11 protein-coding genes are annotated in these 13,789 nt (G+C 42.3%); 8 read left to right on the forward strand and 3 right to left on the reverse strand.

Features of this window, described 5'->3' with window-relative positions; genetic code table 11:
• The first annotated feature begins 3 nt into the window (after positions 1–3).
• Positions 4–1,077, forward strand: a complete 1,074-nt coding sequence (locus AC787_RS11040) for a Gfo/Idh/MocA family protein (RefSeq protein ID WP_054024829.1) — start codon at positions 4–6, stop codon at positions 1,075–1,077.
• Between the two features lie 143 nt (positions 1,078–1,220).
• Here the strand turns inward: AC787_RS11040 and AC787_RS11045 are convergent, their stop codons facing one another.
• On the reverse strand, positions 1,221–1,658 hold the full coding sequence (locus AC787_RS11045; protein WP_200930740.1) for a MarR family winged helix-turn-helix transcriptional regulator: 438 nt from the start codon (positions 1,656–1,658) through the stop codon (positions 1,221–1,223).
• A gap of 447 nt (positions 1,659–2,105) precedes the next feature.
• On the opposite strand from AC787_RS11045, the gene AC787_RS11050 reads away from it, so the two are divergent.
• Positions 2,106–2,750 carry a formylglycine-generating enzyme family protein gene (locus AC787_RS11050; protein ID WP_414730979.1) on the forward strand — a complete coding sequence of 215 codons (645 nt, stop codon included), beginning with the start codon at positions 2,106–2,108 and terminating at the stop codon, positions 2,748–2,750.
• 108 nt (positions 2,751–2,858) lie between these two features.
• Here the strand turns inward: AC787_RS11050 and AC787_RS11055 are convergent, their stop codons facing one another.
• The gene (locus tag AC787_RS11055) at positions 2,859–4,298 is read right to left on the reverse strand and encodes a PLP-dependent aminotransferase family protein (RefSeq protein WP_054024832.1); all 1,440 of its coding nucleotides are present in this window, start codon (positions 4,296–4,298) and stop codon (positions 2,859–2,861) included.
• A 286-nt stretch (positions 4,299–4,584) separates the two neighbouring features.
• Here AC787_RS11055 and AC787_RS35060 point away from each other — a divergent pair, with 286 nt between their 5' ends.
• The 4 genes from AC787_RS35060 to AC787_RS11075 all read left to right on the forward strand — a co-directional run bounded on the left by AC787_RS35060 (position 4,585) and on the right by AC787_RS11075 (position 9,134).
• The gene (locus AC787_RS35060; RefSeq protein ID WP_268760166.1) at positions 4,585–4,719 is read left to right on the forward strand and encodes a hypothetical protein; all 135 of its coding nucleotides are present in this window, start codon (positions 4,585–4,587) and stop codon (positions 4,717–4,719) included.
• A gap of 491 nt (positions 4,720–5,210) precedes the next feature.
• Entirely contained in the window at positions 5,211–5,753 is a 543-nt protein-coding gene (locus AC787_RS11065; RefSeq protein ID WP_054024834.1) for a dihydrofolate reductase family protein, read from the forward strand.
• Positions 5,754–5,828: 75 nt separating this feature from the next.
• Positions 5,829–6,317, forward strand: a complete 489-nt coding sequence (locus AC787_RS11070) for an SRPBCC family protein (RefSeq protein WP_054024835.1) — start codon at positions 5,829–5,831, stop codon at positions 6,315–6,317.
• Between the two features lie 432 nt (positions 6,318–6,749).
• Positions 6,750–9,134, forward strand: a complete 2,385-nt coding sequence (locus AC787_RS11075) for a polyprenyl synthetase family protein (protein WP_054024836.1) — start codon at positions 6,750–6,752, stop codon at positions 9,132–9,134.
• A gap of 138 nt (positions 9,135–9,272) precedes the next feature.
• On the opposite strand, the gene AC787_RS11080 is transcribed toward AC787_RS11075, so the two are convergent.
• On the reverse strand, positions 9,273–10,148 hold the full coding sequence (locus tag AC787_RS11080; RefSeq protein ID WP_054024837.1) for a LysR family transcriptional regulator: 876 nt from the start codon (positions 10,146–10,148) through the stop codon (positions 9,273–9,275).
• A gap of 123 nt (positions 10,149–10,271) precedes the next feature.
• Between AC787_RS11080 and zwf the strand changes: the two genes are divergently transcribed.
• Both zwf and tkt read left to right on the forward strand, forming a co-directional pair.
• Positions 10,272–11,780: a glucose-6-phosphate dehydrogenase gene (gene zwf, locus AC787_RS11085; RefSeq protein WP_054024838.1), complete on the forward strand. Its 1,509-nt coding sequence runs from the start codon at positions 10,272–10,274 to the stop codon at positions 11,778–11,780.
• Entirely contained in the window at positions 11,773–13,764 is a 1,992-nt protein-coding gene (gene tkt, locus AC787_RS11090; protein WP_054024839.1) for a transketolase, read from the forward strand. Before zwf ends, tkt begins: the two co-directional genes overlap by 8 nt.
• Positions 13,765–13,789: the final 25 nt, after the last annotated feature.

Raw genomic sequence — 13,789 nt, forward strand, 5'->3', positions numbered from 1 at the left:
CAGATGCGGACAGTTAAGGTAGGAATCATCGGATGCGGAATGATTGCAAACGGCAAGCACATGCCAAGCTTAGCCAAGGTGGACAATGTGGAGATGGTTGCTTTCTGTGATCTAATTGAGGAAAGAGCGCGTGAAGGTGCTGAGAAATATGGAGTACCTGGAGCGAAGGTATTTACGGATTACAAACAGCTTTTAGCCATGGAAGATATAGAAGTCATCCATGTCTTGACTCCGAATATTTCACATGCCTCCATTTCAATAGACGCGTTGGAAGCTGGCAAGCACGTCATGTGCGAAAAACCGATGGCTAAGACCAGTGCCGAAGCGAAAGCGATGTACGAAGCTCATGTTAGAACTGGGAAGAAGCTGACGGTTGGCTACCAGAACCGAAGCAAAGCCCAGTCGCTGTTGTTAAAGAAGATGATCGAGAATGATGAGCTCGGTGAAATCTATTATGCCAAAGCGATTGCAACTAGAAGAAGAGGAGTTCCCACATGGGGCGTGTTTCTGGATAAAGAGAAACAAGGCGGGGGTCCATTGATCGACATCGGTACCCATTCGCTAGATCTCATCCTTTGGCTGATGAACAATTATGAGCCACACAGCGTAGTAGGCAGCGTATTCCAGAAATTGAAGGATACAGAAAATGCAGCTAATGAATGGGGTTCATGGGATCCGAAGGAGTTTGAAGTGGAGGATTCCGCTTTTGGTTATGTGAAATTCAAAAACGGCGCTGTCGTCTCAATCGAAACCAGCTGGGCGCTTAATATTGCAAAGTCTGAAGGATCTTATTTGTGCGGCACCAAGGGCGGTGCAGATTTTAGCGACGGTCTGCGCATCAACGGTGAAAGGAACGGCAGCTTATTCTTAAATGTCATCGATGTGAAACCAAGCGAGAGAGAACAATTCAGAGGAGAAAACCTGACTGATTTCGAGTATGAAGCCAAGCAGTGGATCAGTTGCATCGTAAATGACACAGAGCCATTGGTTAAGCCCGAAGAGGCGATGGTGGTATCGGCTATACTAGAAGCTGTATATTTATCGGCCGAAACTGGGAAAACAGTCTACTTCGATTAAACGAAAAATAATGGAATTGCGTAAGGGGCGGACAATCCATAATGTCCGTCTTTTACTTGTTTGCGGAGGTAAGCCGTTAAAGGATGATACCCGGAGTCATATGACTTTTGGATATCGTCCTTTTTCGTTTCTTTGTCTAATCATTAGGTGGAAGATTTGATGCGTGGAGTCGAGCTGAGACGATCGATTTGATCGTCCAGTACTGTACTTGCTTTATTCAAAAACTGCGTAATAAGCTCAAGCTCTTCTTCTGTATACGTTGAAGCTAGTTTTACCATTTCGTTGTGAAGTGGGATGTAGGTATTGCTTACATCTTCTTTTTGTTCATACAATGGGACAATAATCACCTTGCGACGGTCATTGGGGTCATTTTGTCTGCGAACATAACCAGATTTTTCAAGGCGGTCAATTAATGCAGTAACACTCCCGGTCGCAAGTCCTGTTAGTTTTGACAACTCACCGGCAGTGATCGGGCCTTTTTCACGCAAAATATCCACAGATATAAAATCATTATTGTATAAGCCAAGAGATGCGGCAACATTTTGTTGGTAAACTACCGTTCGGGTTCCTAGTCCACGCATCCGTAGGACGAATTGTTCCTGCTGATCTGTTGCTTGAACCTGATGCTGGTTTGACAAAGGACAAACCTCCTTATAAGATATATTATCTCCTATATCAAGATACTTTTTTATTAAGATATTAGATGAATCTAATATTAATCAAGTTCATTTTATCGAAATCATATGTAATTTGCAAAAGGTTTACATGAGAATGATTTAAGATACATTTTTTTGTTGTAGAACTCCGAGAGGTAGTACGCCGGATGTGATTTAGTACGTAGTACTGCCATTTTGGCAGTACTTTTTTTATTTTAATAAATATCCATATTATAGTAAAATATTGAGAGGTAATGGATAAACCATCCTATGATGGAGGCATATGAGCCTTGTATCACGTGTAAGATCAAATACTGTGATGAGGAGGAAGACAGCGTGTCAGATGTAATAACGAGTGATGTTGATTATCCAATGGTAAAAATTCCAGGTGGAGAAATAGAATTAAGAGATGATCGGACAAAGAGGAAATGGAAGTCCGAGATTAAACCTTTTCTTCTAGCCCCTTTTCCTGTAACTATGGAATTATATTTAGCAACAACAAAAAAAACACCCCTTTCTTTTGATCGTAATCAGAAGCCTGTAGTGAACATTTCTTGGAATGAAGCCATTTATTTCTGTAATTTACTTTCTCAGAAAGCTGGATTGAAGGAGTATTATACGATAAGTCATGATAGCGGTGATATCATATGTGATTGGGAATCAAACGGCTATCGCCTTCCAACAGAAGCAGAGTGGCAATATGCTTGTAAAGCAGGAACAACTGGATATCGATATGGGGAGATTGAGAAGATCGCCTGGTACAATGAGAATTCGGAAGATAAAATTCATGAGGTAGGAAAAAAAGAACCAAATGAGTGGGGCTTGTATGATATGTTAGGAAACGTTTGGGAATGGTGCTGGGACTTATATGATGAGCAAGTATATGGCTCATACCGCATTTTTAGGGGCGGGAGCTTTGCGGAAGAGGCGAGAGGCTGCGGAGCTTCCTGTCGTCGTCGCAGTCATCCGTCATTTTGCATTGATGACCTTGGTTTCCGCCTAGCCAAATCTTGTTAATGGGTTTGAAGAGGAGTTTACTTAGTTATGAACACAATGTTCGGCAAGCATTAATATAAAAAACCGCGGAGGTATATAGCCTCGGCGGTTATTCGTTTAGATAACTAGCTATTTACCAATCAGTTCTCGCAGCGCTTCAGCAAATTTGGAAATCCCTAAACCAATGTCATCTGCCTTTGCTCTTGCATAAGTAAACCTTACAAAACCAGAATCCGATCCGTACACACTTCCCGGAACGAAAACAACTCCTCTTTTAATTGATTCTTCCAGCAGCTTGCTGTCATTTACTTCTGGAACAAGCTTGCACCAAAGATGAAGTCCCCCTTGGGGAACCGTGAACGTAACCAAACCAGGTAGTTCCTTCTGCAAAGATTCAATAAGCAAGTCTCGTTTATATTGCAGCTGCATACGCAAACGGTCCAGATGAGGTTCAAAGTAACTGGACTTCAGAAACTGTGCGGCTACCTGTTGTGGAATAACACTTAGCCCAAAATCCATTTGCTGCCTTGCATCAGCCAATCTCTCTACAATGGATTTAGGTGCAACCATCCAGCCTATACGCATGCCAGATGCGGCAATTTTGGAAAATGAACCGATATAAAGAATAGAACCCATCGCATCCATTGATTTGAGAGGTGATGGAGGTGCCCCCTCATAGTCAGTTAAGCTAAAAGGATCATCCTCGACAATCGGCAACGCCAATTCACTTGCAACTTCTAACAATTGTTTGCGCCGCTTGGTACCAAACACTGTACCTGTCGGGTTTTGATAGTTGGGGTTCATAAACACCATTTTGATCCGATGCTTTTTGTATAAGGCACGAATATCCTCAGGACGCACCCCATCACTGTCAACAGGAAGCCGGAACAACCGCAGTCCCGCCGATTGAAACATAGGCAGTGAATAGCAGTAAGAAGGATCTTCAATGGCAACAGCGTCCCCAGGTGACAATAAACACTGCGTTATCAAATATAACGACTGTTGAGATCCCGACGTGATCAAAATAGATGATTCAGTCGTCTTGATATCCCGATGTTGATCAAGATATGAAACCAGCGCTTGTCTAAGCGGAATATACCCTTGTGGATTGTCATAGCCCAGGTATGAAGTATATTGATTCTCGCTCATTAACGTTGTAATTTCATCGTTAGGAGCCAAATCAGCCGACAGCTCGCCGCTTGCAAAATCAATCAGAGATGGGTTTTGACTAAGCGCTTCACGAATCCTTCGCATAAAGGGTAAGTTTGGCAAAAAACTCCCACCTTCAGCATACCTACTCCAATTCGGAGTATGCTTGGGAGTGGCTCCCCATTTTGTTTTGGATACTCGTGTTCCGCTGCCTGTCTGGCTTTCAATAATACCCATCGATCGAAGTTCCGCGAAAGCCAAAATGACTGTACTTCGGTTTACGCCAAGTTGTTCAGCTAATTTCCTTTCGGATGGAAGCAAGCTTCCGGGGGGGAATTCACCGTACGAAATTCGCCGTTCCAGATGATCAGTAATTTGTTTATATATAGGAATTTTACTTTTCCGATCGAGTTCCCACATCATTTTCACTTCCCTTGGTTGTAAATAAAACATCATTGTGTAGTTAATCATACCACTGATTTTCAAACAGTAAGATGCTGTTTTCATGTTAACTATGACAGTTCTATAACCTTTTTTGGAACAAGGGAGTAAGGGATGAAGAAAAATGAATTGGATGGTTGCAATTCATCCGATTTGGATGGTTTGTTTTATTGCTTTTTCTTTTATGATAGAGGTTAATTCGAATTTCAATGAACTAAGCTAGTTAGAATCAAATGTATTCAACTAATATATAGGAGGAATTCATATGCAAGTACCTATGGGTGTATGGATCGTTTCTTTCGTTATTGTAGCCATTCTTTCTTGGATTACATTCTGGATAACGAATAAAGCATATTCAAGACGTTGGGAAGACCATGACGATAGTCACTTAAATAATTAAATAAAAAAAAAGCAAGCTTTAGGTTGATCACCTAGCTCTTGCTTTTTTTTATTAGTGAAATATTTTCATGTCCTTCATTTGTTGGTCTACTAGAAACTCGTCATCTCTAATGATACCCTTTCCAGCATATAAAATATAAATAATGCCGCCGAAGAAGCATGCACATAATGTTAAGAAGGAAATCATAAGTTGTCACCCTTTCTAATTATGAATACATATATCGTACAGCGCCCCTCATACATTGTGACCCTCCAATCCTATTTGATATCTGCCATCCATTATGTTGATCACAAGCCTGTAATGAGTCAGCTCATTATGGGCTTCATTCATAAGCTGCTTTTCAAAAAAAACAGCTTTGGATTTGAACCATAATTCAAGAAGCCGATTAAAGTATGTTTTAAATATTCCTTTACAGGAATATTCCTTGTATGGTATATTGATTTCAGGAAGTCATTCACTGTCAATAATATATAACGCGAAGGGGAATGATTATGAGGAAAGTAGTTGTATCGGAGTTTTTATCTTTGGATGGTGTCATGGAGGATCCACGCTGGACGTTTCAGTTTGGCGGCGACGAACAGGATAGATTCAAATTCGAAGAAATGAAAGCGAGTGACGCACTGCTGCTTGGACGCGTAACCTATGAGGGATTTGCAGCCGCTTGGCCGAATATGATCGAGGAAACAGGGGAATATGGCCAGTGGATGAACGGGAATGCTAAACATGTAGTGAGCACTACACTAGATCAATTAGAATGGAATAATTCAAGCGTGATCAAAGGGGATCTTGCAGAAGAAATCACCAATCTGAAAAACCAGCCGGGTAAAGACATATTGGTGTTTGGCAGCAGCACCCTTGTGGCATCGCTCATGAAACTAGACTTGATTGACGAGTATCGGTTAATGGTGTTCCCTGTCGTTGTAGGCAGCGGAAAGCGCCTATTCGAAGACGGAATAGATAATACGACGTTGAAATTAGTGAATACGAATACGTTCGAATCTGGTGTTGTAGTACTCACCTATCAAAAAGTTTAATTCACTAATGGAATATCGGCAGGTATGCAGGAATTGCAAAATAAGAACTATAAATAATCGCAGCGGAGGATACACATGTCTAAAAAAATTGAAATCACCCGCACGTTCAATGCTCCACGTGAGCTTGTATTTAAGGCTTTTACTGAATCAGAACATTTATTGAATTGGTGGGGGCCTAAAGGATGGGCTTTTGATATTAGGAAATTCGATCTCCGACCTGGTGGTGTATTTCATTACAGACAGACATCACCTGATGGTACTCAAATGTGGGTCAAGTTTGTTTATAGTGAAGTTAATTCCCCAGAGAAACTTGTTTATACTAGTTCCTTTTCCGATGAGGAAGGAAACACAGTCCGTGCGCCCTTTGACGCGAATTGGCCTTTGGAATTTTCAGTTACTTTTACGTTCACAGAACACGATGACAAAACCATTCTTTCAATGATAGGGGAAGCCGTATCTCCGACTGCGGAGGAAAGCAAAACCCTAGAGGAATCACAAGAGATGGTTTATGAGGGATATGAAGTAACGTTTGATCAGCTAGCCGATTATTTGGTAATGAAATAAACCGTTCACACGGACAGAGGTAAGGGATTTATTCCCTTGCCTCTTTGTGTTTTAGGAGATGAATCCAGCTACCATGGCAAGGTTACACAGATAAGGGTTTTCTTCGTCCCACCAGTCTGCAAAGTGGAGTTATGTTTTTCAAATGGAACGGGTCCGAGCCTTTTTGCGTAATGTATCTCAGTACTCTGTGCTCATGTCCAACCTGTAATTACGGTTACATATTTTTACCGAAAAATTGTTGAACCACCAAGAATCGTGTAAAATATAACTTATTTGCTCGACGCTTATAGTTCTAAATTCCTCGGAGGAAGTGAGTAAACATTATATTTAGTCTTATATAATTCAGGATACTATACTAAGACATCAAATCAGTTATTTTGTTACATTTCCCAGTCTTTTTTATCAAAACTATAAGTCGAGGTAATCCGTCGTATGAATGATAAGTTTACAGATCAAGCCAATACATGGTACCAGTTTGCTGAGCAGAAGGCAGCCCAGTATTTTGCATCATTAAATGTGGAAGTTAAGAACAAAACCTATTTATCTTCCCTTACCGAAGATATTCAATTGTGGAAAAAGAATCATATACAGCATCATTCATTGCTATCCTTTTTTTCGCGAGGGAAGAAAAAACCTGATTCTCGGGATTATCATAGATATATAAGGTGGATGAACTATTCAGGTAAATTAGATAATTACTTGAATCGAAGTGTTTCCTATATTTACATGCGGGATCTAGGTAAAGCCCTTGATTCTCCAGACACACAGAACAGGATTCAACGAGTAATCACCGACGTGAAAAACCACTTTATTAACCCTGCTTCAACAAACGGGGGAGACCAGCCAGAATTTATGAGCTTGGCCGGATTGTACCGATGGGCACAAAAGGAAGACATAGAAAGCGCCATTATTTGGGTAATAAATAAGCTTAAAACCGTTTCATCGCGTATTCCGAAGGAAATGAATGCAGAACATGCCGTACGCAAGCTAATTAAAATCATTATCGGGGTAATTCTGCACGTAATTGAAGAGATGGACGAAAAAATATTGCCTGCAGAACGTGCTCGAAGACTTGATGAAGCTATCAGGCTAGGGTATTCCTATGGTTTGACCTATCCTTTTATAGATGATCTGCTCGATTCCGGAGTATTAGCAGCACAAGAGAAAGAACAATATTCCAATATGATACGTTCAGCGCTTCTAAATGGTACTGTGCCGGAACTTGGAGAGTTGTCCGGAAATAATATGGAGTTGATCCATTACGTACACACGGAGCTCCGGGATGCCTTTGAGTATATTAAAAAATATCAGCGACCGGAAACACAGAATACCTTTTTCGAGCAGTCCTATGTATTTTTTCATTCCCAAGATATTGACCGTGTTAAAGATCTTTCGAATGCGAATTATTCCAACGAAGAGCTTTATCTTCCAATTATCTTAAAATCCTCTTCATCAAGGTTGATTGTCCGTTCTGTCATAAGTGCTTCCGAGGACGAAGGCTTTAATAATCGAACATTCTTTTATGGTATCTACAACCAGCTGGCTGATGATTTAGCTGATATGTTTGACGATATGAGAGATGGAGCAGTAACACCTTATACCTACTATTTAAAATATCATAAACAACGTCCGGATCTTATCAATCCCTTTGAATTATACTGGGTGGTTATCTCCAATTTGATCCATAATGTGTATCGCTCTGATGCCATGACCAGAGAGGTCATATTGGATCGTGTCTTCAACGGTTTAAAACGTTTTAAAGAACGCAACGGTATTGAAAAGTATAACGAAATTATGGCGATTTTTTCCTCAGGAAATCCGGAATTCAATCTTCTTATCCAGCATATGGTCCAAAAAGCAGATGATGTAGACTTCTTTGATAAACTGCTTCGAGACCAGTTAGTTACCGCGTTAAAAAACAATCGGGAAGAAAAGGAAGAGTTTCTTCATACGATCAAAACAGCTCGCGATGAGATCAACAACCTATTGCAAATACAGAAAAATGACGAGATTCAACCGATGAAAGAGCTGCTTATAGATGCTGCAAATTACAGTCTCATAGGGGATGGCAAACGTTTAAGGCCTATATTGGCTTGGGTTATGGGTGTTACTGAATATGGACTGCATGCATCGGCAATCATGCCGCTTTTAAAATCACTGGAATATATGCATACCGCATCCTTGATCTTCGATGATCTGCCATCACAGGATAATGCGTCTACTCGAAGAGGGCGACCAACCCTGCATCAGGTGCATAATAGCGCTACTGCGGAATTAACTGGTCTGTTCTTAACCCAGAAGGCGATTGAAGAACAATCTTCACTAGACCAGTTCGATGCTAAAACCGTGCTTGCCTTAATGCGATATTCATCCCAAAGGGCAAGTGATATGTGTATGGGTCAGGCGATGGATTTGCATTCCAAGGGAAAAGTTTTAACTCTGGAACAATTGAATATGATGTGCTTTTACAAAACCGGAATTGCTTTTGAGGCTTCTCTTGTTATGCCGGCCATTCTCGCTCAGGTAAAGACAACAGAAATAGAAGTTTTGAAGAAATTTGCCTATCATGCGGGGATTGCCTTTCAGATTAAGGATGATTTGCTTGATATGGAAGGTGATTTGAACTTACTGGGCAAACCCATTGGCAAGGATGTGGAAAACAACAACTCCACTTTTGTGACCATTCTTGGTCAGGAAGGCGCTAGGAAAGAGATGTGGGAACACTATTGCCTTGCAATGGAAGCCCTAAAGGATATGCCTCGAAATACCGTTTTTCTGAAGCATCTATTGAATTATATGATTGGCCGAGATTATTAAAATGTTTATTAAACACAATAGTTTAATGATATAAGGGCTGCCATTCGGGCAGCCCTTTGTTGTCGTAAAGGGTAGCTATTTAATACGTTTCTTGATAGAAATATTGGGTTATTTGTACTTGATTTGATTTCTAAAAAGCTATTTCACCAGCTCAATAAACTTGCTTGCAGCATTGGAAAGCGGCAAGTTGCGCATGATCATGAACCCAACCTGTGACGGTGGCATTTTGATATCTAATTGAATTTCAAAGAGGGAGCCTTCTTCCAGTTCCTTGGAAATGAATTCTTTCGTTACATAAGAGATCCCAAGACCCTTCCGCGCGAACTCGATAAGAAGATCTACGCTTCCCACCTCAATTTCAGGTTTTATTTGATAACCGTAGTTTTCAAATAATTCCGTGATGGCCATCCGTACCCGGCTATTACGCGAGAAAAGAATGATGGGGTACTGGAGCAGCTGCTCCAGTGAGAGCACTCTGTCCTTAAGCTCGATATAACGTGCCCCCGCAACAAAACAATCCTGCAGCTCTATTCCCCTCAACACCTCAAGCTGGGAATCGACGATGGGCATACGGACGACGCCTAAATCGATTTTGCCTTCTTTCAAGAAGGAGATGGTTTCTGGCGTCGTCCCATGATTCAAATGCAATTTGATGCCGGGATACTTCTGAAGATAGCTTTCCAGGTAAGGCAGCATATAGTGCTTGAACAACGAATCGCTGCCGCCGATCCGCAGTTCGCCGCTGTCCAGATTTTTAAGTGCCGCCATCTTTTCTTCTGCTAACGAGATCAGGATCTGAGACTTCTCGATATAGGAGTAAAGGGTGGCGCCCTCTTGGGTTAAGGCAACGCCTTTGGAATTGCGGTAAAACAAGATGATACCAAAGCTGTCTTCCAGCTGCTTGATGGCGTGGCTGACGCTTGGCTGAGTGATGAACAACGATTTGGCAGCGTTAGACAAGCTTCCCGTCTTCGCAGCCCAATAGAAAACCTTGTATAGTTCGTAATTGATCATAGACGTGGTCTATAGCTCCTGTGAAATATATTAATTACCAGTATAGGTGATATTCGTATTATAGTGGATTTATGAAGTAGAAACCAGAGCTAACTAAGTAGCCCTGCTGGAAGGAGAAGGAAAATGGAAGCAACCACGTTTGTCTTGTTTGGAGCGACAGGGGATTTAGCAAAAAGAAAAATATACCCTGCATTATATAATTTATTCGTCGATCAGAAACTACCTCAATCCTTCTCCGTGATCGGCCTTGGAAGAAGAGAATTAACCGATGCTGCTTTTCAAGCAAATATCGAGCAATCTCTCCGTAAGTTTTCCAGGCGCGAAGCGGTAGATCCCGTTTTATTAAATAATTTCTTGCAAGCTTTCCGCTACAGCGTTCTCGATGTAGGCCGCAAAGAAGATTACCAGAAGCTGCTGCAGCTCATAGAAAAGCAAGAAGAAGAGCTTCGCATTGTGCCGAATCGCATGTTTTATATGTCCGTAGGACCTGAGTTTTTTGAAACGATCACAGAAAACATCCATGAGAGCGGACTTGGCTCCGCGAATGGCTGGAAGCGTCTAGTGATCGAGAAGCCGTTCGGTCATGATTTACAGTCTGCTCGTGATTTGAATAAAAATCTGAGCAAAGCTTTTACGGAAGATGAAATTTTTCGAATCGATCACTATCTTGGCAAGCCGATGGTACAGAAGCTTGAGGTTTTGCAGCAGAGCAATCCAGTCCTTCAGGCACTTTGGGATAACCGTTACATTGCTAACGTTCAAATAACAGCTAATGAAATCGTCGGCGTTGAGGAACGCGCTGGCTATTACGATCATGTTGGTGCAGTAAGAGACATGTTCCAAAACCACATGCTGCAATTGCTCATGATGCTGACGATCCATCTCCCGAACAACAGTACTTCAGAGAATGTAAGGTTCAAAAAGAAACTGGTCATGGATTCCCTGGAGCCGCTGCAAAAAGAGAATGTCAAAACTCATGTTGTTCGGGGCCAGTATGGAGCAGGAACGATAGAAGGAAATCCGGTGGTCGGTTATAAATCCGAACCAAACATTCCTGCAACCTCAACAAATGACACATTTATTGCAGCTAAGCTGCAGATCGATGATTATTTTTGGCGGGGCGTTCCATTTTATATTCGCACTGGCAAAAGAATGAAGGACAAATCGACACGAATCGTGATCGAGTTCAAAGAACCATTAAAGCAGTCCGGAGCAAATGAAGATAATAAAACACCAAATCTTCTTGTATTTGAAATCAGTCCTAACGAAGGGATTATGCTCCAATTAAATACAAGAGATTCGCTGCACAAAGGTGATTTCAAGCCGATGCACATTGACTTTCATGAGAGCCGTGACAATGTGCCTGAGGCTTACGAGAATTTGATTTACGACGCTTTGCACGGAGATTCTACGTTCTTCGCGCATTGGGACGAAGTCGAATTGTCATGGCAATGGGTTCAACCAATTTTAGATGCATACGAAGAAAACTTAGTTCCACTTCATATCTATTCAGCTGGCACAAACGGACCTGCCGAGTCCGATGAGCTATTAATGCAAGACGGCAATCATTGGTGGTTCGATGACAAGTTGGAACAAAAAATCGAATCCATAAAAGGAGAACAATATGCTTAACACAAAAACAATTGATCAACTCGCTATCGACACGATCCGTACTTTATCTATTGATGCCATCAACGCTGCCAATTCAGGACATCCGGGACTTCCAATGGGTGCTGCGCCTATGGCGTATGCACTTTGGAGCAATCAACTCAATCACAATCCGGCCCATGCAAAATGGTTCAATCGCGATCGTTTCGTATTATCCGCAGGCCACGGATCGGCTTTACTTTACAGCCTGCTTCATTTATCTGGTTATAACGTTTCTATTGAAGATTTAAAGCAGTTCCGCAAGCTGAACAGCAAAACGCCAGGACATCCTGAATTTGGCCACACGGATGGCGTAGATGCAACAACGGGTCCGCTTGGTCAAGGTGTTGCGATGGCTGTAGGCATGGCAATGGCTGAAGCGCATTTAGCTTCGAAATTCAATCAAACTGGGTTCCCAGTCGTCGATCATTATACGTATGCGCTTGTTGGAGATGGCTGCTTGATGGAAGGGATCTCATACGAGGCCATGTCGATGGCGGGACATATGAAACTGGACAAATTAATTGTATTGTACGATTCCAACGACATCTCTTTAGACGGAGATCTCAATCTTTCCTTCGGAGAGAACATGCAAAAAAGAGCAGAATCTGCTAATTGGCAGTATTTGAGAGTAGAAGATGGCAACGATATTGAGCAAATTACTAAAGCGATCGAAGCAGCTAAGCAAAATGAATCCCAACCGACAATTATCGAAATTCGGACGATTATTGGTTATGGAAGCAAAGTAGCTGGAACGAATAAAGCGCATGGCGCTCCGCTTGGCAAAGAAGAAGCAAAGGCAACTAAGGCAGCATACGGCTGGGAATATGAGGAAGAGTTCACTGTTCCAGCAGAAGTTAAAGCACATTTTGCACAGCTTAAACAAAATGGTGAGGCTAAAGAAGCAGCGTGGAATGAACTGATCGCCTCCTATAAACAGCAGCATCCAGCGCTTGGAACGGAATTTGAACAAATTATCGAAGGTTCTGTTGTCATCGAAGCTGCTGATATTCTAACTTTCGATTCGTCCAAGACGCTTTCAACTCGTGTAGCGAGCGGTCAAGCGATCAATCATTTCGTTAAATCAGTTCCTTCGATTTTCGGCGGCAGCGCGGATTTGTCCCATTCGACGATGACTGATATTAGCGGAGAGCAAGTATTTGCTATTGAATCCTATGCAGGACGCAATATCTACTTCGGCGTCCGTGAGCATGCAATGGGCGCTGCTGGAAACGGGATGGCGCTGCACGGCGGCGTAAAACCATTCGTAAGCACGTTCTTTGTATTCAGTGATTATCTGCGTCCGTCGATTCGACTGGCTGCACTGCAGAAGCTTCCTGTAACTTACGTATTTACTCATGATTCAGTTGCTGTCGGCGAAGATGGACCTACGCATGAGCCAGTGGAGCACTTAACTGCGCTGCGCACCATTCCGGGTCTTACGGTCATTCGGCCAACCGATGCCAATGAAACAGCGAACGCATGGGCTTATGCCTTGCAGCAAAATGAAGGCCCAGTGGCTCTTGTGCTAAGCAGACAGAATCTTCCTATATATGAAGCAACAAAAGGCAATGTGGATGGGATAACCAAAGGAGCATATGTCCTTACGGAAACCAACAATCAGCCGGATGTTATCCTAATCGGAACCGGTTCTGAAGTTTCCCTAGCCGTAAGTGCCAAAGCTGAGCTCGAGAAGGAAAATATCTCGGTACGAGTAGTTGCGATGCCGAGTCGTGAGCTGTTCGACCGCCAATCTGAAGCTTACAAGTTGTCAGTACTGCCTGCTGCAGTCACGAAGCGCTTAGCTATTGAAGCTGGAATTTCGCTCGGGTGGGAACGTTACACTGGACCAAGCGGCAACGTATTGTCTATTGATACGTTCGGAGCTTCTGGACCAGGAACAGAGGTCTTGGAATACTTTGGCTTCTCCGTGGATAATGTAGTTCGTTTGACGAAAGAATTACTGTAGTAAAGTAAAAGAGATGAAGACAGGA

Source organism: Bacillus sp. FJAT-28004 (assembly GCF_001280845.1).
GTDB lineage: Bacteria > Bacillota > Bacilli > Paenibacillales > Paenibacillaceae > Pristimantibacillus.

Coding starts and splice junctions, on each gene's coding strand:
- AC787_RS11065 (WP_054024834.1), top strand. CDS start 5,211: ATGAGGAAAGTAGTTGTATCGGAGTTTTTATCTTTGGATGGTGTCATG.
- AC787_RS11080 (WP_054024837.1), bottom strand. CDS start 10,148: ATGATCAATTACGAACTATACAAGGTTTTCTATTGGGCTGCGAAGACG.
- AC787_RS11040 (WP_054024829.1), top strand. CDS start 4: ATGCGGACAGTTAAGGTAGGAATCATCGGATGCGGAATGATTGCAAAC.
- AC787_RS11050 (WP_414730979.1), top strand. CDS start 2,106: ATGGTAAAAATTCCAGGTGGAGAAATAGAATTAAGAGATGATCGGACA.
- tkt (WP_054024839.1), top strand. CDS start 11,773: ATGCTTAACACAAAAACAATTGATCAACTCGCTATCGACACGATCCGT.
- AC787_RS11070 (WP_054024835.1), top strand. CDS start 5,829: ATGTCTAAAAAAATTGAAATCACCCGCACGTTCAATGCTCCACGTGAG.
- AC787_RS11075 (WP_054024836.1), top strand. CDS start 6,750: ATGAATGATAAGTTTACAGATCAAGCCAATACATGGTACCAGTTTGCT.
- AC787_RS11045 (WP_200930740.1), bottom strand. CDS start 1,658: ATGCGTGGACTAGGAACCCGAACGGTAGTTTACCAACAAAATGTTGCC.
- AC787_RS11055 (WP_054024832.1), bottom strand. CDS start 4,298: ATGTGGGAACTCGATCGGAAAAGTAAAATTCCTATATATAAACAAATT.
- zwf (WP_054024838.1), top strand. CDS start 10,272: ATGGAAGCAACCACGTTTGTCTTGTTTGGAGCGACAGGGGATTTAGCA.
- AC787_RS35060 (WP_268760166.1), top strand. CDS start 4,585: ATGCAAGTACCTATGGGTGTATGGATCGTTTCTTTCGTTATTGTAGCC.